We start from the raw sequence: 20,839 nt of genomic DNA on the forward strand, positions 1-20,839 counted from the left end.
CTTTCCGTTCCCTGACATATCTTCTACATCTAGTTTACCATTCTAGTCAAAAACGGATTGGAAATAAAGGATCAGACCACTAAACGTCCACGTTTCTCTGCCAAGCCAATGGTCGCTTCCACTCCGGAATTAAATTCGAGAAAGTCCTGTTCTACCCCATCACTGAAAATAACACCGTCCTCCGGCATCTGGGAGACAATCTGCAAAGGCTGTTTCGGATGAATCTGTCCAAACACGAGATCGGCTGCAGTCGTCCGGCTGGGGAAAGGTTCACGTACTGTAAAATACAGATAAGGCGCATCCCAGCCAAAGTGATTCATGTCGCTCATACTTCCCTGTGCAGATGCTGTCGCAGCGATATGTGCTTCTGAATAACCTTTCCCTCTAGGGTTCGAGTTTGAATGAGGGCTTCCGCTGTCTCTATCGGGAAGGAACGCTTCACCCGATTGGATGTGCTGCCACGCTTCCGAACCCACGACTCCAGCAGCACCTGCCAGCACACTTTTGAACCAGCCCGTCGATCCCATTCCCGTGGATACAATCACTCCGCTGGAGGATTGTTGTTCTACCGATGAACCCATGCGAACTTCATAACGAGCAGATACATGCGTCTTTCGGCCAATGAACAGATCGTTGACGCCATAGAGATACTGTCCATCATTCAGCTCCACTTTGGCCAAAGTCACTTCTTTCAGGGAGCGACGTTTACGAATAACATCAGGAATAATGAAGCTCAGATCCTCCACCGTAAATGGCAGCAGTACCCCATCCCAACGCATTGGATCAGGATTTACACCAATAAGCGGTTGCTCGGTTACATACTTGAGCGTATTGGCAACAAGACCGTCCTGTCCAATCACTACCACAATGTCCTGTGCTCCAAAAATAAAGTTGGGCACATGTTCCCGATCAATAGTCTGAACCCGGCCCAGTTGGCTGAGCTGCTGCTGGGCCTGCTGCACGGAATGATGATAACGTCTGTCCTCCTCCAGGTAATCACTGAAGTCTGCTCCCAAGCGTTCAATATAGAACTGGGCTTGTTGGACCGTGTTATAGCGGACCACCAATTCTTCCAGCCTCGTTCTGCGTTTGACCAGAATCAACTTGTATTCGGTCATTGGTTCTCCTTCAGTAATGTGTGCGGCTACAGTCTGACTTGCCTTCCCAAGTCTCATCGTGCGCGACCTCCCTGCTCTCTTGTCGGTGGGTTCATCAATCCTTGCAGCAGATCCGGCGAAATGTTAAGCTGTCCGATTTTCCCGGCATTCTCAGCCAGCTCCTGGAATGCAAGGGCAATCAGTTTATCCGAGTTCATACCCATGTTAGCCATCGCCTGTAGCACGCTAGGTTCCACCTGTTGTAACGAGTTCATCACGGCTGCAATTTCATAGGCTTTGGCATCAGCTTCAGCATTCTGATTGGCAATCGTTAATTCAATAAGCTGTTGTTTCCGTTCCTCCATCGCCGTATTGAATTGGAGCTGTTCCTGTTCCATCTCATTCTGTTTCTGTTTCACCGAACGCTCAGCATGTAATTGCGTTTCTCGAATCTGCTGTTTCTTCGTCTCAACGGCAATTTCTGTGTTCAGTTCGTTCTCCTTCACTTTCCGCTCCTGTTCAATGGATGCATTGCGACGTACATACAGCGCTTCGTCGGCTTGGCGTAAAATCTCTTCCCGCGCTTGTGCTTCCAGTGCACGCATCGTCTCTTTATTGGGCAAAATGGCCAGAATGGACAGACTCATCAGCTCTACGCCCAATTTCTCCAGTTCCTCACTCTGCACCACTTCCCGTTTCACGCTGCTGGCCAGCCGTTCACTCGATTGAATGGCTTCCTTCAGGGGCATTTGCTCCAGATGTTTTTTGGTCAGCACTTTGGCGGTCGTAATCACACGTTGATCCAACTTGCCAGGATCGTCGGAGATATATCTGTTTTTGCGCAAATTGTACGTGTAGTTCAAACTTTGGGTGATTTTCATATAATCAACGATACGATAGCTCAGTTGACCCTGAACCGTAACTGTTTGATAATCGGCTGTTATTTCTTCGAACATAAAGGGCACATCCACCGAAGATACAGGCAGAACCACCACCGATGTCGTCGGCTCATAATAGTAGAAGGACAAACCCACACCTTGACGTTGCACCTGCCCATTCTTCACTTTCATTACGTACTCACTGGGTTGAAACTTCACGAATCGGAATCCAAACATCGCTCATTCCCCATTTCTTAATATTGTCATTTTGATATTGTCGAAATGATAACAAATGAATTTGATATTGTCAATATGACATTAACGACTTTTTTTGCTTATGACATAAAAAAAGACCTACCTTAGGCAGAAACCATAAGGCAGGTCGATTTTCTATAATTATAGTCAGTAATGACAACTCATTATGTGTTAAGTTATGCGAGGCGCTAGCCTAACATTAGAAGTCACCACGTTGTTAAACAACGTTCATCATTTATTTGTTTTGTTCAGCGCTCTTCAAGATCAGATCAACAAACAAATCAATCTGGGCAGTAATGGCGATTGGATCATATCGATAGAATGTGTCAAAATCATTCTCGAAGAATCGGTGATTCTTCACCGCATCCAGGCCATTCCATACTTTGGACTGTTTGAATTCCTTCAGCGCTTCGCCTTTTTTCTCAGGATCGTACACCGTCATGAACATGTAATCAGTAGCATATTCAGGCAATACTTCGAGCGATAGCTGCACGGTCTGATTGTCTTTGCTCACTTTGCTCGGCATTTTCAGCTTCAAAGCATTGTATACAACTTGTCCGCCCCGGCCTGCGTTGTCGCCAAAGATCCACAGATCTCCTTTGTCCGTCAACTCGTATAATCCAACGGTCGTATTTTCGTCCACGATGCCTTTCAGCTTCTCGCGTCCTGCTGCTGCCTTTTTCTCATAATCGGCAATGAACGCCTTCGCCTGATCTGGTTGACCAATCAAATCACCAAACAGTTCAACTGTCTTGTAGATATCTGTCGCTGTACCATATGGGATATGCACAGTTGGTGCAATTTTGGAAAGTTCCTCGTAGTTATCATCATACATCACAACGATTAGGTCAGGTTGTAATTCCAGCGTCTTCTCCACGTTCACTGGATAACCCACATCTGTGGTGTCTTTTAGCTTGTCCTTAATGAACGGGTTATCAAAGGCACTTGGCTCTACACCAATTAAGTTACCGCCTACAGACAGAATCTCGCCCCCGTAGTAATCGGTCACGATGCGTTTCGGATGTGCAGGAATGGTAACCGTCCCTTTATCCGTCTCATATTCACGTGTTTCACTTTCCGATGATTCATTCTGAGCTGTATCGGTTCCAGTGGATTCCCGATTCTCAGTCGTCTGTCCTGAGCCGCTTCCCGTTTCATCCGTTGTCTTTCCTGCATTTCCGCAGCCCGCAAGAACTAGCGTAAACACAATAAATAACGTGCAAATGGAAAGAATCGATTTGGATTTAAACATAAACATGATGCCCCCTATAATTCAACGCTTTTTGTGATAATGGTAATCATTATCATTGGAATCATAGCAGAATTGATTACTAACTGTCTACCATTTTAATTGAAATCCATAAACATAGGGAACGAGTCAGAGAGACCCGATCCCTATATCATATATACACTTAGAATTTATAAATCTGCTCCATCATTCTGGCTACAGCGACTGCACCCTGTGCACGATTAGCATGCAGTTTAGGCGCAAACGAGCCATCTGCCATTCCTTTAAGCAGGCCTTGCTCCTGCATCGCTGCAACAGCTTGTTTTGCATATTCAGCGATATCTGCGTTGTCATTAAATGCGGTGCTGTTGGGTGTTGTATCAACGGTTGCACTGGTGTTCTGCTTCATGACCTGTACCGCACGGTTTAACATTACCGCCATGTCCTCACGGGTAATACGTTCATTTGCTGCAAACGAACCGTCTGCTCGGCCTTGCACGATCCCCATCTCCAAACCAAGGCGTACGAAATCTGAATACCACTGATCACTCTTCACATCCATTGGAGCTGAAGTGGATGTATCCGGCAAACGTGATTCGCCAATCCCCTTCATGATCATTTGCAGAAATTGTGCACGTGTCAGTTCTGCTTGCGGACTGAACCGGGTATCTGTCATGCCTGAAATGATTCCTTTTCCATACAGATTCTGAACCTCTTTAATGGCCCAGGAGTAGGATTGCAAATCATTCAACGGCACCTGCACTTCAGTAATCACGAAACGGCCTGACTGAAGCGGCTTGTAAGCCAGACTTTGGGTCATTTCATCATATTGAGTAAAGGTTACCGGTTTCATTCCACCATTTGGCAAAAGGGATTGAATAACCAGCACAACGTCTTCTGCATTTGAATTTTGAACATTCGACATCGCTATTTCAATGGATCTGTCTGTCCACTGTAACGGCTGTCCGTTTAACAAGAGATCCACACTGACCACGTTGCGGTTACCGATGGCTTTCTTATGCGCTTCAGACAGATTGGCTGTGGAGTCTTCGGCTAGAATTACATCCATTGTACCCCCATCTTCATTACGAGCATCCTTCAATACACTTAACGGGATGCGGACAGATGTCTGCTTCATGATGAGCTCCAGCGACTGTAATGCCTGAGTACTTGCCCATTCCTGAAGTTGATTTGCATTGAGCTGGAAGGTCACAGCCTTTGTATCCTTGGGAACATCTGCAATCAAGGTTAGCTTTTTGCTCCCTGCTCCCATTCCGTCAATCATTTGAGACAACTGTTTCATCTCAGGTTGAATCACATAGGTGCCCGCTCCGGTACTTGTCCCTTTGAATGTAATGGAACCACTTTCTCCTGGATTACTGGATTCAACAGGTGGCGTTATAGGAGAATTGCCGGGATTCTGGGATGATCCAGGCGTGGAAGGCTGTGCAGGTTGACCCGGCTGTGATGGCTGACCCGGGGTCGACTCTTGCCTTACAAGCTGACTAACCGCCTCTTTCAATGCGTTATCCGCAGCACTGATTTCCTGTGCGCTGGCTTCTGCATCATCCATAAGCACATGAGCAAACGACAATGCCTGTGCAAACCCATTCCAGCTTGCGGCCGTGTAATTACTTTGATGCAGCTTCACAGCGGAATTCACTGTAGTCTCCAGGGCAGATTTGTCCGCCGGGAACACCCCGTACGCTTCAAAATCCATAAAGCCTACCCACTGAGAACCAGCGGTAATGGTCAGTTTAATATAACGCGCCTCCGTGCCTGCGGGCAGGATATGTCTTGGACTGGTGGATACAACCACATCACTTGTTGTATCCACGACTTTGACAAAGTTCTTGTTATCGTTGGATACTTCGATCTTGTATTTAATGCCTCCACTCCACATGGACATTTCCAGCTTACGGATCACAGCGGTCGCCCCCAGATCCACTTGCCACCAACTATCCACACTTTGGTCTGTTCCCCATGAAGTAGTGGGGTCACTGTCAATCGCTCCCCCAGGCGAGTTGTCTTTTCCACCACCTGTACCGGCACTGCTTGATGCGGTAGCTGTTTTACCTGTTGTTAATGCCTCCAGCAAAACAAGGCTGTTGTTCGCTTTTTGAAGTGTTGTCAGAGCCTCCTGCACTTCGGCTTGAATAGCATCATGCTTGTCTCTGACCGTGATTGCCGATAACAATGCCGCTTTCAGGTTTGCCCAGCTTCGCTGAGTATAAGAAGATTCGGTCAGCTGCTGGGTTTCACCGATAAACTGTGTCAGCTCCGTTTTGTCTACATTGGACAACCCGTGAATGGCTGCTTCCACTTGTTTTGCTGCTGTATTCACCTCGGTCTGGGTGGCTCTTGGATCTGTCATAACCTGTTCTGCACGAGTAAGAGCCTTGGTCAGAACAGCCCATGTTGCAGCAGACCAATCCGCTTGTTTATATGTTTTGGCTTCGGCAATGATTGCCTCGAGACCGTTCCGATTCGCCGCTATAACATCAAGCTGCTCCATAACCTCATTAAGAGCGGCAGTCGCAGCGTCCGTATCCTGTTGGGTTACACCACCAGATGTATAAGCCAATTTGTACGTATTCTCGGCTGCTGCAATGGCTGGAGCGAGTGTGGTCCAGCTTTCAGATGTGAAATCACTGGATTCAAGCGCCTGTGCATGTGTAATGGCTGCCGACAACTCTTTCCGATCTGCAGGCAGAATCTCCAGGCCACGTTTGTACACATCCAGCGATGGCAGAGCACGTCCTTCATACGAGTAACCGCCATTCGCCGGATATTCGTCATAATCGAACATGGCGTGATTCTCCCATGCGTCTCCCTCGGAAGCAATCCAGCCTACATCGGCTGCAATCCATGCAGGCTCCCAATAGAAGAACCCTGCTCCCTTCTGATCCGGAACTTGTGAGATCATGTCCATGATGCCTGCAATGGCATCGTATTGTCCCTGTACAGTTGCCGGGAAGGTAGCCCCTCCCACATTCAGCGTTTCCGGGTTGCCAATAATATTGCCATGAGCGTCCCCGTTTTTATACGAGAATGGATATGACGTTTCAGCAATAATGACTTCTTTTCCATATTTCGCAGATACTTCATTCATCGTTCTGCGCACATCTGCGAATGTCCCATGCCAGAATGGATAATAGGAAAGGCCGATAATATCGTACTCCAAATGACGTTTCTGCAATTCGCCAAAGTACCAGTCAAATGTATCGGCTTTACCCCCTTCAGCCAGATGGATCATGATTTGAACCTCATCTCCGCCTTGGATACTTCGAACGCCATCCACTCCTCGCTGAAGTAAGGCAACGTTCTCATCAAAGTCGACATTACTCTTCAATCCGTTTAACACGCCGCTGTTGATTTCGTTACCGATCTGTACCATGTCGGGCATCGCGCCCGCATTCTTCATCTCGCCTACCACTTCACGCGTGTAATCATATACAGCTGTCTTCAGTTCATCAAATGAAAGGTTTTCCCAGGCCTTCGGACGAAGCTGTTGGCCCGGGTGTGCCCATTCATCGGAATAATGGAAGTCGAGCAGGACCTTCATGCCCTTGGCCTTTACCCGCTGGGCCAGACGAATCACATCTTCCTTGTCGTTATATCCATTGGATTTCTGTGGATCATTCCACAGACGAAGCCGCACATAGTTCACGCCACGGTCTTTGAGAATATCGAGCAAATCGCGTTTTGCTCCATTGCTGTCCAGATAATAACCTCCATTATCCTCAATAGCAGTTAACGTGGAAATATCCACCCCTCTGACAAAATCACTGCGATATCCTTCTACCGTAACGGTAGCTTCAGGTTGAATGGGAGCACCATATACATCACCCGTAACAGTAAAGCTGCCTGCTGATGCATATTGTGCAGGGGCAACTTCCTCCCATGCCACCGGGACAAGGCCCGATTTCCCGTTCTGGTAATGTGCCGTGACTTTTGCTGGCAGAACAGGAGCAGTACGACTTACGGTAGACACGTTGACTGGATCATATTTCACGATATCTGCCTGGTTCCGTACCTCTTCCTCTCCCCAGATTTGAAACTCGGAAATGCCAGGCCACCAGTCGGTACCCGCATAATAAGGAATCGTGACCTTCACATACTGAACCGCATCTGCCTGAAAATCCAGATTGACCTGTGATTCCGCTTTATCGTTGGCAGAGTGGTCTTCAACAGGTGTCCATGTATTTCCGTCCTCAGACACTTCAACCAAAAACTTCACAACCTCGTTTTCATCCTTCCACGTTAGTTCTGCACCGGAAAGGTTGTATGAAGCCCCCAAGTTTACCGTCAGCCAATGCGGTTGATCTACTGAAGTAGGACTGTCCGCACTCCATTTTGTATCTCCATTGCCATCCACCGCTTTTTCTTTATAGCCCTCCCATTGTAGATCCTCTGAGCTAACCGTAACCGCCTTATTCAGCGAAACGTTTACTTTCGCCGCTGCCGCTGCGGGCCGAACTACTAGACCCAGATCACAGAACAACATCAGTAATACGAGACAGCCGCTTATGTATCTTTTGTGCACGCTTGATCTCCCCCTTATCATTTGTCTGGTTCAACTTTGAACAATGAATGTTGTAAATCATTATCATTGTAAGCGCTTTACACCAAACGAGGACACGGTATTATGCCAAGGAAACAGCAGTTATTTTAACACATCGAATGGTAATTCCTGCTCACTGTGGATCGATTCCCATTCCTAACAAAAAAAAACTGTCCCTCTGCCTCATTAGGCAGATTGGAACAGATTTTAGCCTTACTATATGCTTACTTGCTGAGCTTCAGTTCCAGTTGAACCTGAATGTCATTTTCAGTAGAAAGGACCACCGAATGTGGATTCTCCATACCAAAATCTTCAAAGGTAACCATCGTTGTGGCGGACAACAACACCTGGTCATTTTCGTAAGCAGCTTTTACGTCAAACATTACCTCTTTTTCAATCCCTTTTACCGTTAGGGTTCCGTTCATTTTAAAATCTACAGTTTGCCCTGCTGGCCATTCCGTGGGTACACCTTCAAATGAGGTAGCCTTAAATGTAGCTTGTGGATAAGTGCTTGCATCGAAGAAATCAGCCCCCTTCACATGATTATCCCGCTGACTGTTGCCCGAGTCTATTGCACTTATCTCGATCTGTCCATCCGCTTTCACCTGGGAAGCATCGTCTACATTAAGGGTCAGGTTACCACTAACCTGCTCGTCCGCAAAATTGACGGTCTCCTGTGATGTCGTTACCGAGAAATATACTTTTGAACCTTCGCTGATGCTCCAGTCTCCATTCAATTGCTCTGCTCCCGCTGCAACGTTGGACACGCTTGTGCCACTGTCCGATCCGGCTTCCGTTGTGGACGCTGCAGTGCTGGCAGGAAGCACCTGTTCAATCTCAACGTTGTTCCCCAGGTAATTGTTCGCGAAATAGTACCCTCCGCCCCCAAGAATAACGATTGCTGCCGCACCTGAGATCATCCATGTTTTTGTCTTTTTATTCATCTCTATTTTCCTCCAATGGGTAACTGTATAAGTTGGTTATTTATCAGCATCTTACCAGCCCAATGTGTCAGGATGACGTCAAGAAATGATGTGCAACGCATTTTTTTCTGAAAATAATTGCCTCATTGGCATTGTGCTGCCACTCATGTAAAATCAGTACACAAGCTTCTGACGTGAAAGGAGACACCTTCTTGAAATCCATACTCATCGTCGAAGATGAACAAGCCATTGCCCGTGTGCTGGCTGCCTATCTTCGAAAAGCGGGATTCGACGTTCGTCATGCAGCGGATGGACCCACTGCCCTAACTCTATTTGATTCGGATGTGCCTTCCTTGGTTTTGCTGGATGTCATGCTGCCCGGAATGGACGGTTGGGATCTGCTGCGAATCATCCGCGAAAAAAGTGCTTGTCCCGTCATTATGTTAACCGCACTGGATGATATTCAGGACCGCCTGAATGGGCTGAATGCCGGCGCTGACGATTATATGAGCAAACCTTTTGTGCCCGAGGAAGTGGTCGCCAGGGTCAATGCTGTGCTTCGCCGCAATCCACACTGGACAGCTGAAGGTGAAGGCAAACGTTATTTTGGCAATCTGGTCATTGATCTGGCTGCCAAACAGGTACTTTTGAACGGTGCCGAGGTTGCACTCACACCACGTGATTTGTCACTTCTTCTGTTTCTATCGGAATACCCCAACCGCACATTTACCCGGGACCATCTCATTGAACAGGTATGGGGCATGGATTATGACGGAAGTGACCGGGCTGTGGACCTGTCGATCAAACGGCTGCGTCAGGCGTTATCCCACTGGCTGCCGGAAACGGGAGAAATTCGGACTTTACGGGGAATGGGGTATCAATTTTGGATCGCCAACTAAAACGAAATACAACCAAACGTAAAACATCCATTCTGTCCTACTGGACGCTTCGATATTTTCTAATCCTCTGCATCGGTTTCACCATTATTGTTGCAGGGGCACTCTACTGGATCAGAACCACTTCCATTGAGAAAGGTCTCAAAACGGCCCAGCTGCTAGGGTTGGAAATCGCCGAAAAGGTAACGGGAGCGGAAAACAAACTGCATATTCCCCCGGATCTCGACAGGCTCATGGACAAACGTACCAAGCTTTTCAATACAGATAATTACTTTTGTATTATGGTGCTCGACAACAATAATCAATTGATCTATTCGAAACCGAAAATGACACAGCAAGATGTGTATAATAGGCTGTCTGACGACCTACGCGAACCAAGAAACAAAAAATTCGCCGGGGTGACGGTCAACGTCACAGATGACGATCAGACGCTCGGTAAAGTGTGGGTCATGCAATCCAAAAAGTCCATTGCATACAATCCGGAAACGATGCTGGTGGTGTGCATCCTGTTCGTTGCTTTAATTCTGTGTGGTTGGTTTACAATCTACCTCCTGTCCCGCAAGCTCTCCAGGCCTATTCGCCAGGTCGCCCACGCCGCGGAGCAGATTCGAAACGGAAACTATGAAGTCAATTTGGATCTGAACACACGGGAAAGGGAGATGAATGAACTCGTTGAATCTTTTCGCGAGATGTCCATTCGTTTGCAGCAATTGGAGGAATGGCGTGCCCTGTCACTTGCTGGGGTAACCCATGAATTGAAAACGCCGGTAACGTCCATTAAAGGACTTTTGATGGCTGTCCGGGATGATATCGTTAGTCCGGAGGAAGCGAAGGAATTTCTGGACATCGCACTCAAAGAATCCGAACGTATGGAACGCATGGTCGCTGACCTGCTGGATTACAATGCGATGAGCGCTGGAAGTGTCGCTGTTCGTCGGGAACGCATAGATTTGAATTTGCTGGTGGGTGAGATTATCTATCAGTGGAAAATCGCTTATGAGGACAAGTCTCCCGAGATTGAATTGCATACACCTTCGGGTACGCTCTATACCATCGGTGATGCCCTTCGCATTCAGCAGATTATTGTCAACCTGCTCAATAACGGACTGCAAGCAGCCGCTTCCGACCAAGCTGCCGTCTTTCATATCCGTTTGCGCGCTGAGGCGGAAAACTTGTTTGTTGATGTGCAGGATAACGGTACGGGTATCACTAAAGAAGATCAACCCAAGATCTTCGAACGTTTTTACCGTGGCGAGATCAAAAAACGCCGTACCCGCGGGCTAGGTCTGGGACTGACCTATAGCCGCTTGCTTGCTCGAGCCCAGGGAGGGGATTTATCCCTGACCTCCAGCAGTCCTGAAGGCAGCCTTTTCACCTTAACTTTGCCACGATGGTCTGGTCCAGAAAAAACAGAGATAGAACCATCTTACCGCGCAACGGCTAACGCGTAGCAGGACACGATGTCTGCATCTCATAAACGGGCTTTCTTCATCTGCCAAAGAACCCAGAAAAAACGGCCCATACAACTTGCTGAAATATCGAATAGCCCGACATTCCTTTATAGGAACCGGGCTATTTATTATGTGACAGTGGTTGCTGATATTCATATGCAAGCTATGTGGCCAGTACCCGCGGCATATATTCTGCATACGCGTCATTAATTAATTGCTCATGTAATGGGCTGTTAGCAATAATGGCTTTCCGCTTAGCTTTTAAAACAATCTGCTCTACATCCGCATAACTGCATCCTGTGAGGCGTTCACACGTGAATTCTTCCAGTCGGCTCTCCTGCTCAAACTGCCCCATCAGCTTGCTAATATATAATCTACGGCTTGATTTATCCGGCATCCCATAAGTCATTTTGGTATCAAATCGCCGCCATATCGCATGATCCAGCTGTGTCTCCAGATTCGTAGCGGCAACCAGAATGCTGTCACCATCGAATTCATCAAGACACTGCAACAAGGTATTGACGACACGAGCCATTTCTTTAACCTCATCATTACTTTCACGTGTACGACCTACGGCATCAAATTCATCTAGAAATAGCACACAGGGGTTAGCCCGTGCATATTCGAATAGTTTACGGACATTACTTCCCGTCTCCCCAAGATGGCTATGAATAATGGCATCGAGTCTCACAAGGACCAGCGGAAGCTGAAGTCGGTGTGCTAGATGGAAAGCTGTTAATGTTTTGCCTGTGCCCGGAGGACCAAACATCACCATTTTGTTCGGCATTGGCACATCATGTTCTGTAAACTGATCTTTCATACCGAGAATGGTAATAAACTCCTCCACAACCCGTTCATTGTCTGCGGAGAATACAATATGCTTTGCCTTGCGTCCACACTCTTTCGGTGAATAAAAAGCGGCCATATCAATGCCTTTAGCTCGGGGTATCCGATTTATATGGTTGGTTTTGCTCATCGTTAATCGTTCTCCTTCTTCTATGTCTCAAGGGATCATCCAAGTTAAATACTATCGATTCAATCTCATTCATAAGTTAATGATCTTTTAATCGTAATTATTACTATTAAATCATAACATAATACGGCCTCTTTGCAAAGTTTCCGTGACTTGTCCATCATTTTGCTTAAGGTCTCGTCCAATTTGTTGCAAGCGGCAGCAAATTTTGCTATTCTAAATATGCATCGTTGAGTATAACGCAAAAAAAGCCCTCTTTTTACTCGAGAGAGCACAAAATTTTTCCAGATTTGCAAGCGGCAACTTGCCAATTCCGGATGTCCTTTTATACCAACGAATGTAATCCAATCAAAGCGAGGTTATCAATCATGGCAAAAGACGTATTATGTGAGGTTAATTCCTGTCGTCACTGGGCTCAAGAGAATAAATGCAACGCATCTTCAATCTACATCGTGAGTCACAGTTCCAAAAAAGTAAGTGAATCCGCTGAAACAGATTGCAAAACATTTGAAGTAAAATAAAAAAATCAAATTGTACAAGTTAAAGGAGCCCTCGCGGTTCCTTTTTCTTTTTCTATTGTAACAAGAATGATAATTATTATCAAGCTCTTTTCTGCAAAATCTGAACTCCCTTCTCTTCATGCACATTGGACTGCCTATTGACGTACACTACGAGAGCAGTCAAACTGCCCATGAACGAATATATCATAGAGGTGAGTAACGATGCCCGTAAAAAGTGGCAAACAGTATATCGAACGTATCGATGCCCAGACGGTCCCCTGCTGGTACAAAGGAGAGCTTGTAACTGGAAAACGTTCTGAACATTTTGCGTTTGCAGGTTTAATGGATACACAAGCGAAGCTGTACGATCTACAGTCCGATCCACATTTGATCGATACGATGACTTATGCATCCCCAGCTGATGGAAAACCAGTAGGTATGTCCTTTTTGCCTCCAACCAGTGTTGATGATCTGCGCAGACGTCGAGAAGCAATGAGCATCTGGTCAGGGGCTCACCATGGATTTCTGGGACGTTCACCCGATTATATGAACACAGCAATTATGGCCTTTTATACTGGAGCAGATATTCTTGAAGAAGTATCACCACAATACGCCGAAAATTTAAAAAACTACTATGCCTACTGCCGGGATAATGACATTACTCTCTCCCATGCCTTCATCCAGCCTCATGCCAGTAAAATTTCGGGACAATTGGACACGACCGAAGATGCAATTGCCGCCAAAGTGGTTGAGCGCACTGAAGAAGGTCTGATCATCAATGGTGCATTTATGATGGCCACTCAGGCTGCAACGTCAGACGAAATCCTGGTGTATCCTTCTCCGTCACCGGCACCGTTCGACGATGAAAATCCGTTCGCTTTTGCCTTTGCTGTACCGAATGACCTGCCAGGCATCAGTCTGATCTGCCGGGATACCTACGCAGCCGAATCCAATTTCAACTATCCACTCAGTTCCAGGTATGAAGAGATGGACAACATCGTCATATTTGACCATGTGCTTGTTCCTCATGAACGGATATTCTTTGCCGGTAATGAGGAAATGTCCGGCCGCCTTTTTAGTGGAAGCCATTTTCATATTCACGCAGGACATCAGGTCATATGTCGGTATATTGCAAAAACAGAATTTGTCTTGGGCATCATTCAGCTACTCGCGGACACACTCGACCAAGCTGCCGAAACTCATGTGGTGGAGAAAACAGCCAGGGTACTGTCCAGCCTTGAAACGTTAAAAGCACTGGCTCTGGCATCAGAAGCCGGTGCTATAACAGATGGACGGGGATTTGTATTACCTGCTCCCAAACCATTAATGGCAGCAAATCTTATTTTCCCCAAGCTGTATCCTGAGATGATTGAAATCTTGCAGCTCTTGGGTTCCAGCGGCGTAATTATGGTGCCACAGGAAGAAGACTTCCGCTCCGATATCGCGCCACACCTGGATACGTACCTGAGAGGAACCGACATGGTATCCCAAGAACGCACAGCGCTGTTCCGCCTGATCTGGGAGCTGGGAGCAGGATCTTTTGGAGGTAGACAGACCCAGTTTGAACGGTTCTTTTTTGGCAACACGATCACCGTGTCGAACCGGCTGTACTCAGCATGCTTCGCAGATCAATCATATCGTCAGCTCGTTCGTAATTTTATTGCCAAAAACGGGAAATAAGAATGAGGAATGACCCCCTCGTTTAAACCAGATGGTCGTAGACCGTCATCAGTTCAGAGGCTGGTCTGCCTGCGTCGGTGCCCCGAAGTGCAGACTGGTCTCCGTAACCGATGTGGAATACACCCAATACCTTTTCTTCACTCGTTAAACCCATCAAGTTCATAAACACGGGATGCTGTTGATAATCATTGATCTTCCAGACGGCATTCAAACCTTGTTCGGCAGCCAGGATGCAAAAACGTTTGCTCCAGGCTTTTGCAGGCAATAAATGGTCTTCCCTGGCACTTGAAGGGGCGACAACAACCAGATGTGCTGGGATTGCTTCTGTATATTGATATGTAGCCCAGTCCCCGTAGCGATCTGCCAAATGTGGTGGGTAACTCTGTCTGACCGCCTCCAGATACAGTTGACGCCCTTCACTGGCGAACAGCATAAACCGCCAAGGCTCTGAGCTCATTACATATAAAGATGGATCTGCTTCATCCAGTAACCGTCTTATAACCGACTGTGGTACAGGCAACGGGCTGAATTCACAAGTTCCTGTACGTTTCTTGCCGTTTACTGCATCTTGTCTCAAACCGGTAGACATGGCTCATCCCTCCTTAATCTGCACGATATATCACAACATCCCTTGTCTTGCTTTACATCAACCAATTTTTTTTCAGTTCAGTCTCACTTCTCCACCGATCGACCTCTTCATGCACTCTGGCTTTGTCCCGAACCGTAAATTGGTCAGACTCCACCTTCTCTGTGCTCGGAATGCTGTCACGAATCAGTTGAATATAATCCATCGAGCGGACAAGCGATTGACGTCCCGGAATATATCGAATCTTGCGACCTTCAAGCAAACAATAGATTTCGATCATGCCTGGCAGCTTGCCAAATGCTTCCCAGCAGAACACGCTCACCATATGCTGGAACGCCTCAACCACGTGTGGATCATGGACAACCATATATTTTTGGATGAGCAGTGAATCCCAGCCCTCAGGCTGCCAGACAGCCTGGAAGATCATGGACAGATGCATCGACAAGGTAGGAAGCTCCGTTCGCCATTGTTCAAAAAGAATGGTCGGATGCTTCAAATCATCGTTCATGGCAATTGCAAGGGATAATTCATCTGTAATTTTGTTTTTTACATCCCAGTAATGAAGTACCGATTCAAATCCAGTTGCCTTTCTAGGCCACCACTTTTCGAGTAAATATTGTACAGGCACCTCTTTTCGCACTTCCGGGTCCATACTGTAAAAAGCATTAACTGCATGGCTGACTGCATATTGTACACGGTGTCTCCATTGCAGCGGTGAGCGCTGTTCAGCCTCTGGTTCCGGGCGGATGAACCGATGCGGGCTGCGCAGTATCTCTTCCAATCTGTAATCTTCAAGCAGCCGTACCGGGGTGTCTGACATTCCCGGCTGCAGAGCTGCCTGAACATTATGTCTTAACATGAGTTCTTAGGACACCTGTAATCCGGCAGCAGCAAAACGTTTGCCAAAGTCACGGCACGTATCCTTCTCCTGCTCCATCGGACTGTATTCAATCTTCAGCATCTCTGGAGATACCTCCGCCCCACGCTCCACCAGCTTCGCTGCCGCGAGATCAACGGCTCCGCAGTACTGCTCGTAAGAAGTATCCCCGCTTCCGAACACCGCTGCCCGTTTGCCACTCAGATCTAGCTCATCCAGCTCTTCGTAAAAATCGAGGAATTCATCCGGCAGTTCACCGTCTCCCCACGTGTATACTCCAATGAGAAACCCGTCATAATCAAGCACATCAGCTGCATTGCAATCTGTTACGGACTTGAGATCCACTTCATGCCCACCTTGTTTAATCCCTTCGACGATCAGTTCCGCAATCTCTTCCGTATTTCCTGTCATGCTTGCATAAGCCACTAACAATTTAGCCATCTATTTTCCCCTCACTTTTTATTGATCATGTCATACTGTTCCTGAAGAAGTAACATTTGAATTTATCAAAATCATATGTGATAATGATTATCATTGTCAAATTAAATTTTCACTCGGTTTCCATTTCAGTATATGGTGATGGACCAAATTCAACACCGTATTAAGCAATGCACCCTTTCAGGCGCCCCCCACAACTGGCGTCCAGGCCCTTTTTTGTTGTACAATAGTATCCAAATGACTTTTGAAGGATGGATAAATCATTATGTACGTAGCAAAGAACTGGAAGGACTATGAAGTAATCGATACAGGAGGCGGCGAAAAGCTCGAGCGTTGGGGTGATGTGATTTTGCGCAGACCCGATCCACAGATCATTTGGCCCCTTGAAAAAGAAACCAATGAATGGCGCCAGGTTCACGGCCATTATCACCGCAGTTCTTCGGGCGGCGGCAGCTGGGACATGAAAAAACCGATCCCGGAACGCTGGACCATCGGATACGAGAACCTGAAATTTCATATTAAACCAACCAGCTTCAAGCATACCGGCCTGTTCCCTGAACAAGCGGCCAACTGGAGCTGGATGATGGATAAAATTGCTGGGGCAGGCCGTCCCATCTCTGTACTAAACCTGTTTGCGTATACAGGCGGTGCAACAGTTGCTGCTGCTTATGCCGGAGCTTCAGTTGTCCACGTGGATGCAGCTAAAGGCATGGTACAGTGGGCCAAAGAAAATGTTCAATTATCTGGCCTCGCGGATCGTCCTGTTCGTTTCATTACAGATGATGTATTCAAATTCGTACAGCGCGAACAACGTCGCGGCAATCGGTATGACGCGATTATTATGGACCCGCCTTCCTATGGCCGCGGCCCTAACGGAGAGACATGGAAGCTGGAAGAGAACCTCTATCCTTTCCTGAAATCGTGTATGGAAATTTTGTCGGATAACCCATTATTCATGCTGGTCAATTCCTATACAACCGGTATTTCCTCTACCGTTCTGCGCAACATGCTGACAATGACGATGTCTGCCCAATACGGCGGTCAAATTACGGCAGGTGAAATTGGTCTTCCAATTACCCGTAGTGGTCTGGATCTGCCATGCGGCATCTTGGGCCGCTGGGAGTCCTGATTATGTCCGAACATTCGCAAACAACCGGTAATATTCCGATTCTGTTTGAGGACAACCACCTCCTAGGCATTACGAAACCGGTTAATGTACCTACACAGGAAGATGCATCAGGTGATCCGGATTTGCTTACACTGCTGAAACAGGATTTGAAAGAGCGGTATAACAAACCTGGTAACGTTTATCTCGGATTAGTGCATCGTCTTGACCGCCCCGTTGGTGGTGCGATGATTTTTGCCAAAACATCGAAGGCTGCTTCAAGATTATCCGAGACAGTTCGGGGACGTCATTTCCGCAAAATATATGCGGCTGTTGTACATGGCAAGCTGCCTGCACAGCAAGGTACGTTAAAACACACGCTGCTGAAAGATGCGCGTACGAATACCGTCACTGTTGTGCCTAAGGGTGCAGCTGGTGGTAAAGATGCTGTTTTGGATTACCAGGTTATCGGCGAAACCGACCGTTATAGTCTGGTTCACATCGAGCTGCACACAGGCAGATCTCATCAGATTCGGGTCCAAATGAAAGAAATTGGCTGCCCACTGTTCGGAGATCAAAAGTACGGTGCAGGTGTGAATAAGCCCGGACAACAAATTGCTCTCTGGTCTGCCATCGCTGCTTTTCCCCACCCGGTAACGAAGGAGGAAATTGTCCTGCAGTCCCTGCCTCCTCGTGAATTCCCATGGACAGAATGGCCGGCTGCTGTGTATGATAATGCATTTAAAGCGGATTACTAGTCATTACGTTTAATAAAATCAATCATATTCATACATCAGGTCAAATCTGACCATAAACCGTGTCATGCAGATTCCGTATCTGAATGGCACGGTTTTTTGATCTCTTTCCATTCCAGCGATATGATAAACTGTTTTTAAGGAATTACCACAATACTTAGACCCATATTGGTTTACTCAAATGGAAAGGAAGACCCACTACTATGACACCTTTTACGAAACAGGTCGTCGCCATCATCGCAGCAATCCCTGAGGGAAAAGTCATGACCTATGGACAGATTGCCGCTCATGCAGGCAGCCCAAGAGCTGCCAGACAGGTTGTACGTATTCTGCACTCCATGAGCCAGAAGGAACGCCTTCCCTGGCACCGCGTCGTCAACGCCAAAGGTCTGATCTCCATTCCCGACGAGCATTCACGTCTGATGCAGGAGACGGAGCTTATTAGCGAGGGCGTTGAATTTCAAATGGATGGGAGCATTAACCTCAGACTCTTCGGTCATGATCCTGGTCCTACATTCCTTCTTGATCCATCGACCGATGAAAAATAAAGCCAAAACAAGGCATAGCAAAAAGAGAGTTCAAGCAGTGTGATCTGCCTGAACTCTCTTTTGTATATTTAAAGCCTTTATTGAATGAATAAGAACATTAACCTAAGTACGGTTTAAGCTGTTGCATTCACTTTTTGCTGCTCAACCGTTACAGATTCAGTAGCCGGTTTTGTTTTACGGATAAAGAACGCCAGGAACAAAGCAACAACTGTCATTGCGGTCGCTATAATAAAAGCATAGTTTACCCCGTAGATGGTTGCATCTGCGGTAGCACGGAGCATTGCAGCCTTATCATCTGTAGCGATTTGGCCTGTAGCCAGGGTATCTGCCAGATGGGATTTCAGCTTACTGCTCATAATTGTAACGAGAATCGCTGTACCAATCGCACCTGCAACTGTACGCAGTGTATTGGACATCGCTGTACCATGCGCGTTCAGGCGCTGTGGAAGCTGATTGAGACCTGCCGTTTGAATTGGCATCATCAACATCGACATACCAAACATACGAGCTGTGTAGATAAACATCATGTAACCATAAGTTGTGTCGATCGACAGGCGGCTGAGCCCCCAAGTTGTGATGGCGGTAATTGCAAGACCGGCAACGGACAACCAGCGTGCTCCCACTTTATCGAAGATGCGACCTGTGATAGGAGACATAATCCCCATCAGGATAGCGCCTGGCATCATCAGCAAACCAGATTCAATCGGTGAGAATCCACGAATATTTTGCAGGAAAATCGGAAGCAGAATCATACCGGCAAACATCGCCATCGTAACGAGCATGTTAATGATCGTTGTTAAAGTATACATGTTGTATTTGAAAATACGGAACTCCAAAAGCGGATGATCTGTTGTCATCTGTCTAATAACGAACAGAATCAGGGATATGGCCCCTACGACCAGACAAGCAATAACAATTGCACTGCCCCATCCGTCTGTACCCGCATCACTGAAGCCGTACAACAAGCTACCAAAACCGAGTGTGGATAAAATAACACCTGGATAGTCCAATTTAGGTTTGGATTGACGTGTTACATTTTTGACAAAAGCAATACCGATTGCAGTTGCAATAACGGAGAATGGCAAAATGATATAGAACAACAGTCTCCAAGAATAATGCTCAACCACATAACCCGACAACGTCGGTCCAATGGCCGGAGCGAGAATCATCGCGATCCCCATCGTACCCATAGCTTGACCACGCTTCTCAATCGGGAAGATCGTCAAGAATACAACCGTCATCAGAGGCATCAGGATACCTGCGCCTGCCGCTTGAATAACACGACCTACCATCAGGATACCAAAGTTCGGACTTAAACCACAGACCAAGGTTCCTAATGTAAATAGCGTCATGGCTGTAATAAAAATTTGACGTGTCGAGAATTTGGCGATCAGATACGCCGTAACCGGAATCAACACACCATTGACGAGCATGTAACCCGTAGTCAGCCATTGGGCTTTATTCGCTCCGATGCCGAGGTCCTCCATAATTTTAGGAAGAGCTACGTTCATCAAAGTTTGGTTCAGGAAGGCGACGAATGCACCGATTAACAATGCGGCCACAATCGGGCCTTTCTTAATGTTGTCCATCGCTGAGGATGGCGCTGCTGCTGCAGTAGTACTCATTGGTTGTTCATCTCTCTTCCTTCTAACTTTTCAATCATTTGATTATGAATTCTTAGCAGATGCTCAAGGTCTTCCTTCGGGATATCTAGGATAGGTGACACTCGCTCCATCCACAAATGGTGTGTTTCCTGCTGAGCCAGTTCCCCTTTGTCCGTAATCTGAAGCTTTACTGATCGGCGGTCCGAGTCGGAACGCGTTCGAACAATGTACTCACCCTTGACCAGACGCTCCACTACAGCACTCATGGAACTGCTGCCCATATGACAGAGTTCAGCCACTTCATTGATACCGATAGAAGGACGCTCCTTCAAAATGGATAACACCATAAATTGAATCGAAGTGAGCTCAATTTCCTTGTTTTCATTCCAGAATGCCCGGAAGAGCAGTTGATTGACCTGCCGAAACGAATTAATAATGTAGAATACTTCGTATGTGTCAGACATTAATTCACCCTTTTTAC

At 46.9% G+C, this 20,839-nt stretch carries 18 protein-coding genes; 7 read left to right on the forward strand and 11 right to left on the reverse strand.

The genetic code is table 11. The features are described 5' to 3' along the window. Positions 1 to 71 precede the first annotated feature (71 nt). The 5 genes from AC3ITG_RS20180 to AC3ITG_RS20200 form a co-directional block, all read right to left on the reverse strand. Complete coding sequence (locus AC3ITG_RS20180; RefSeq protein ID WP_489251166.1) at positions 72 to 1,175, reverse strand: diacylglycerol kinase catalytic domain-containing protein; 1,104 nt, start codon at positions 1,173 to 1,175, stop codon at positions 72 to 74. Further along, positions 1,172 to 2,212 (reverse strand): SPFH domain-containing protein, encoded by a 1,041-nt coding sequence (locus AC3ITG_RS20185; protein ID WP_489251167.1) that lies wholly within the window; start codon positions 2,210 to 2,212, stop codon positions 1,172 to 1,174. The genes AC3ITG_RS20180 and AC3ITG_RS20185 overlap by 4 nt, the downstream gene beginning before the upstream one ends. A 253-nt stretch (positions 2,213 to 2,465) precedes the next feature. Further along, a complete protein-coding gene (locus AC3ITG_RS20190) occupies positions 2,466 to 3,482 on the reverse strand; it encodes an iron-hydroxamate ABC transporter substrate-binding protein (RefSeq protein ID WP_489251168.1) in 1,017 nt (338 codons plus the stop codon). A gap of 160 nt (positions 3,483 to 3,642) precedes the next feature. Continuing rightward, on the reverse strand, positions 3,643 to 8,004 hold the full coding sequence (locus tag AC3ITG_RS20195) for a glycosyl hydrolase 53 family protein (RefSeq protein ID WP_489251169.1): 4,362 nt from the start codon (positions 8,002 to 8,004) through the stop codon (positions 3,643 to 3,645). A gap of 242 nt (positions 8,005 to 8,246) precedes the next feature. Further along, complete coding sequence (locus AC3ITG_RS20200) at positions 8,247 to 8,966, reverse strand: YceI family protein (RefSeq protein ID WP_489251170.1); 720 nt, start codon at positions 8,964 to 8,966, stop codon at positions 8,247 to 8,249. A gap of 191 nt (positions 8,967 to 9,157) precedes the next feature. Here AC3ITG_RS20200 and AC3ITG_RS20205 point away from each other — a divergent pair, with 191 nt between their 5' ends. Both AC3ITG_RS20205 and AC3ITG_RS20210 read left to right on the forward strand, forming a co-directional pair. Beyond that, the gene (locus AC3ITG_RS20205) at positions 9,158 to 9,844 is read left to right on the forward strand and encodes a response regulator transcription factor (protein ID WP_091000319.1); all 687 of its coding nucleotides are present in this window, start codon (positions 9,158 to 9,160) and stop codon (positions 9,842 to 9,844) included. Then, positions 9,829 to 11,292 carry a HAMP domain-containing sensor histidine kinase gene (locus AC3ITG_RS20210; RefSeq protein ID WP_489251171.1) on the forward strand — a complete coding sequence of 488 codons (1,464 nt, stop codon included), beginning with the start codon at positions 9,829 to 9,831 and terminating at the stop codon, positions 11,290 to 11,292. The genes AC3ITG_RS20205 and AC3ITG_RS20210 overlap by 16 nt, the downstream gene beginning before the upstream one ends. A 163-nt stretch (positions 11,293 to 11,455) precedes the next feature. Here AC3ITG_RS20210 and AC3ITG_RS20215 read toward each other — a convergent pair whose 3' ends face one another. Then, a complete protein-coding gene (locus tag AC3ITG_RS20215; protein ID WP_489251172.1) occupies positions 11,456 to 12,268 on the reverse strand; it encodes an AAA family ATPase in 813 nt (270 codons plus the stop codon). A gap of 365 nt (positions 12,269 to 12,633) precedes the next feature. Here AC3ITG_RS20215 and AC3ITG_RS20220 point away from each other — a divergent pair, with 365 nt between their 5' ends. Together AC3ITG_RS20220 and AC3ITG_RS20225 are read left to right on the forward strand one after the other, a co-directional pair. Further along, a complete protein-coding gene (locus tag AC3ITG_RS20220) occupies positions 12,634 to 12,786 on the forward strand; it encodes a DUF1540 domain-containing protein (RefSeq protein ID WP_072733378.1) in 153 nt (50 codons plus the stop codon). 201 nt (positions 12,787 to 12,987) lie between these two features. Next, complete coding sequence (locus tag AC3ITG_RS20225) at positions 12,988 to 14,445, forward strand: 4-hydroxyphenylacetate 3-hydroxylase family protein (RefSeq protein WP_489251173.1); 1,458 nt, start codon at positions 12,988 to 12,990, stop codon at positions 14,443 to 14,445. A gap of 22 nt (positions 14,446 to 14,467) precedes the next feature. On the opposite strand, the gene AC3ITG_RS20230 is transcribed toward AC3ITG_RS20225, so the two are convergent. From AC3ITG_RS20230 to AC3ITG_RS20240, 3 genes are read right to left on the reverse strand one after another with little or no spacing between them, the layout of a single operon-like run. Then, positions 14,468 to 15,034 (reverse strand): nitroreductase family protein, encoded by a 567-nt coding sequence (locus AC3ITG_RS20230; RefSeq protein ID WP_489251174.1) that lies wholly within the window; start codon positions 15,032 to 15,034, stop codon positions 14,468 to 14,470. 52 nt (positions 15,035 to 15,086) lie between these two features. Continuing rightward, positions 15,087 to 15,890, reverse strand: a complete 804-nt coding sequence (locus AC3ITG_RS20235; protein ID WP_489251175.1) for a hypothetical protein — start codon at positions 15,888 to 15,890, stop codon at positions 15,087 to 15,089. Positions 15,891 to 15,896: 6 nt separating this feature from the next. Then, positions 15,897 to 16,349, reverse strand: coding sequence for a flavodoxin (locus tag AC3ITG_RS20240; protein ID WP_064636952.1), 453 nt, complete (start codon positions 16,347 to 16,349; stop codon positions 15,897 to 15,899). Positions 16,350 to 16,611: 262 nt separating this feature from the next. Between AC3ITG_RS20240 and AC3ITG_RS20245 the strand changes: the two genes are divergently transcribed. The 3 genes from AC3ITG_RS20245 to AC3ITG_RS20255 all read left to right on the forward strand — a co-directional run bounded on the left by AC3ITG_RS20245 (position 16,612) and on the right by AC3ITG_RS20255 (position 18,754). Further along, complete coding sequence (locus AC3ITG_RS20245; protein ID WP_024630567.1) at positions 16,612 to 17,475, forward strand: class I SAM-dependent methyltransferase; 864 nt, start codon at positions 16,612 to 16,614, stop codon at positions 17,473 to 17,475. A gap of 2 nt (positions 17,476 to 17,477) precedes the next feature. Beyond that, positions 17,478 to 18,209, forward strand: coding sequence for an RluA family pseudouridine synthase (locus AC3ITG_RS20250; protein ID WP_489251176.1), 732 nt, complete (start codon positions 17,478 to 17,480; stop codon positions 18,207 to 18,209). A 200-nt stretch (positions 18,210 to 18,409) separates the two neighbouring features. Beyond that, a complete protein-coding gene (locus AC3ITG_RS20255) occupies positions 18,410 to 18,754 on the forward strand; it encodes an MGMT family protein (protein ID WP_489251177.1) in 345 nt (114 codons plus the stop codon). 113 nt (positions 18,755 to 18,867) lie between these two features. Here the strand turns inward: AC3ITG_RS20255 and AC3ITG_RS20260 are convergent, their stop codons facing one another. Together AC3ITG_RS20260 and AC3ITG_RS20265 are read right to left on the reverse strand one after the other, a co-directional pair. Then, positions 18,868 to 20,379 (reverse strand): DHA2 family efflux MFS transporter permease subunit, encoded by a 1,512-nt coding sequence (locus AC3ITG_RS20260; protein ID WP_489251178.1) that lies wholly within the window; start codon positions 20,377 to 20,379, stop codon positions 18,868 to 18,870. Next, positions 20,376 to 20,822 (reverse strand): MarR family winged helix-turn-helix transcriptional regulator, encoded by a 447-nt coding sequence (locus tag AC3ITG_RS20265; protein ID WP_413372269.1) that lies wholly within the window; start codon positions 20,820 to 20,822, stop codon positions 20,376 to 20,378. Before AC3ITG_RS20265 ends, AC3ITG_RS20260 begins: the two co-directional genes overlap by 4 nt. Positions 20,823 to 20,839 lie beyond the last annotated feature (17 nt).

It is taken from the genome of Paenibacillus sp. GL_099_B (assembly GCF_057835695.1).

Coding starts and splice junctions, on each gene's coding strand:
- AC3ITG_RS20180 (WP_489251166.1), bottom strand. CDS start 1,175: ATGAGACTTGGGAAGGCAAGTCAGACTGTAGCCGCACACATTACTGAA.
- AC3ITG_RS20185 (WP_489251167.1), bottom strand. CDS start 2,212: ATGTTTGGATTCCGATTCGTGAAGTTTCAACCCAGTGAGTACGTAATG.
- AC3ITG_RS20190 (WP_489251168.1), bottom strand. CDS start 3,482: ATGTTTAAATCCAAATCGATTCTTTCCATTTGCACGTTATTTATTGTG.
- AC3ITG_RS20200 (WP_489251170.1), bottom strand. CDS start 8,966: ATGAATAAAAAGACAAAAACATGGATGATCTCAGGTGCGGCAGCAATC.
- AC3ITG_RS20215 (WP_489251172.1), bottom strand. CDS start 12,268: ATGAGCAAAACCAACCATATAAATCGGATACCCCGAGCTAAAGGCATT.
- AC3ITG_RS20220 (WP_072733378.1), top strand. CDS start 12,634: ATGGCAAAAGACGTATTATGTGAGGTTAATTCCTGTCGTCACTGGGCT.
- AC3ITG_RS20225 (WP_489251173.1), top strand. CDS start 12,988: ATGCCCGTAAAAAGTGGCAAACAGTATATCGAACGTATCGATGCCCAG.
- AC3ITG_RS20230 (WP_489251174.1), bottom strand. CDS start 15,034: ATGTCTACCGGTTTGAGACAAGATGCAGTAAACGGCAAGAAACGTACA.
- AC3ITG_RS20235 (WP_489251175.1), bottom strand. CDS start 15,890: ATGTTAAGACATAATGTTCAGGCAGCTCTGCAGCCGGGAATGTCAGAC.
- AC3ITG_RS20240 (WP_064636952.1), bottom strand. CDS start 16,349: ATGGCTAAATTGTTAGTGGCTTATGCAAGCATGACAGGAAATACGGAA.
- AC3ITG_RS20245 (WP_024630567.1), top strand. CDS start 16,612: ATGTACGTAGCAAAGAACTGGAAGGACTATGAAGTAATCGATACAGGA.
- AC3ITG_RS20250 (WP_489251176.1), top strand. CDS start 17,478: ATGTCCGAACATTCGCAAACAACCGGTAATATTCCGATTCTGTTTGAG.
- AC3ITG_RS20255 (WP_489251177.1), top strand. CDS start 18,410: ATGACACCTTTTACGAAACAGGTCGTCGCCATCATCGCAGCAATCCCT.
- AC3ITG_RS20260 (WP_489251178.1), bottom strand. CDS start 20,379: ATGAGTACTACTGCAGCAGCAGCGCCATCCTCAGCGATGGACAACATT.
- AC3ITG_RS20265 (WP_413372269.1), bottom strand. CDS start 20,822: ATGTCTGACACATACGAAGTATTCTACATTATTAATTCGTTTCGGCAG.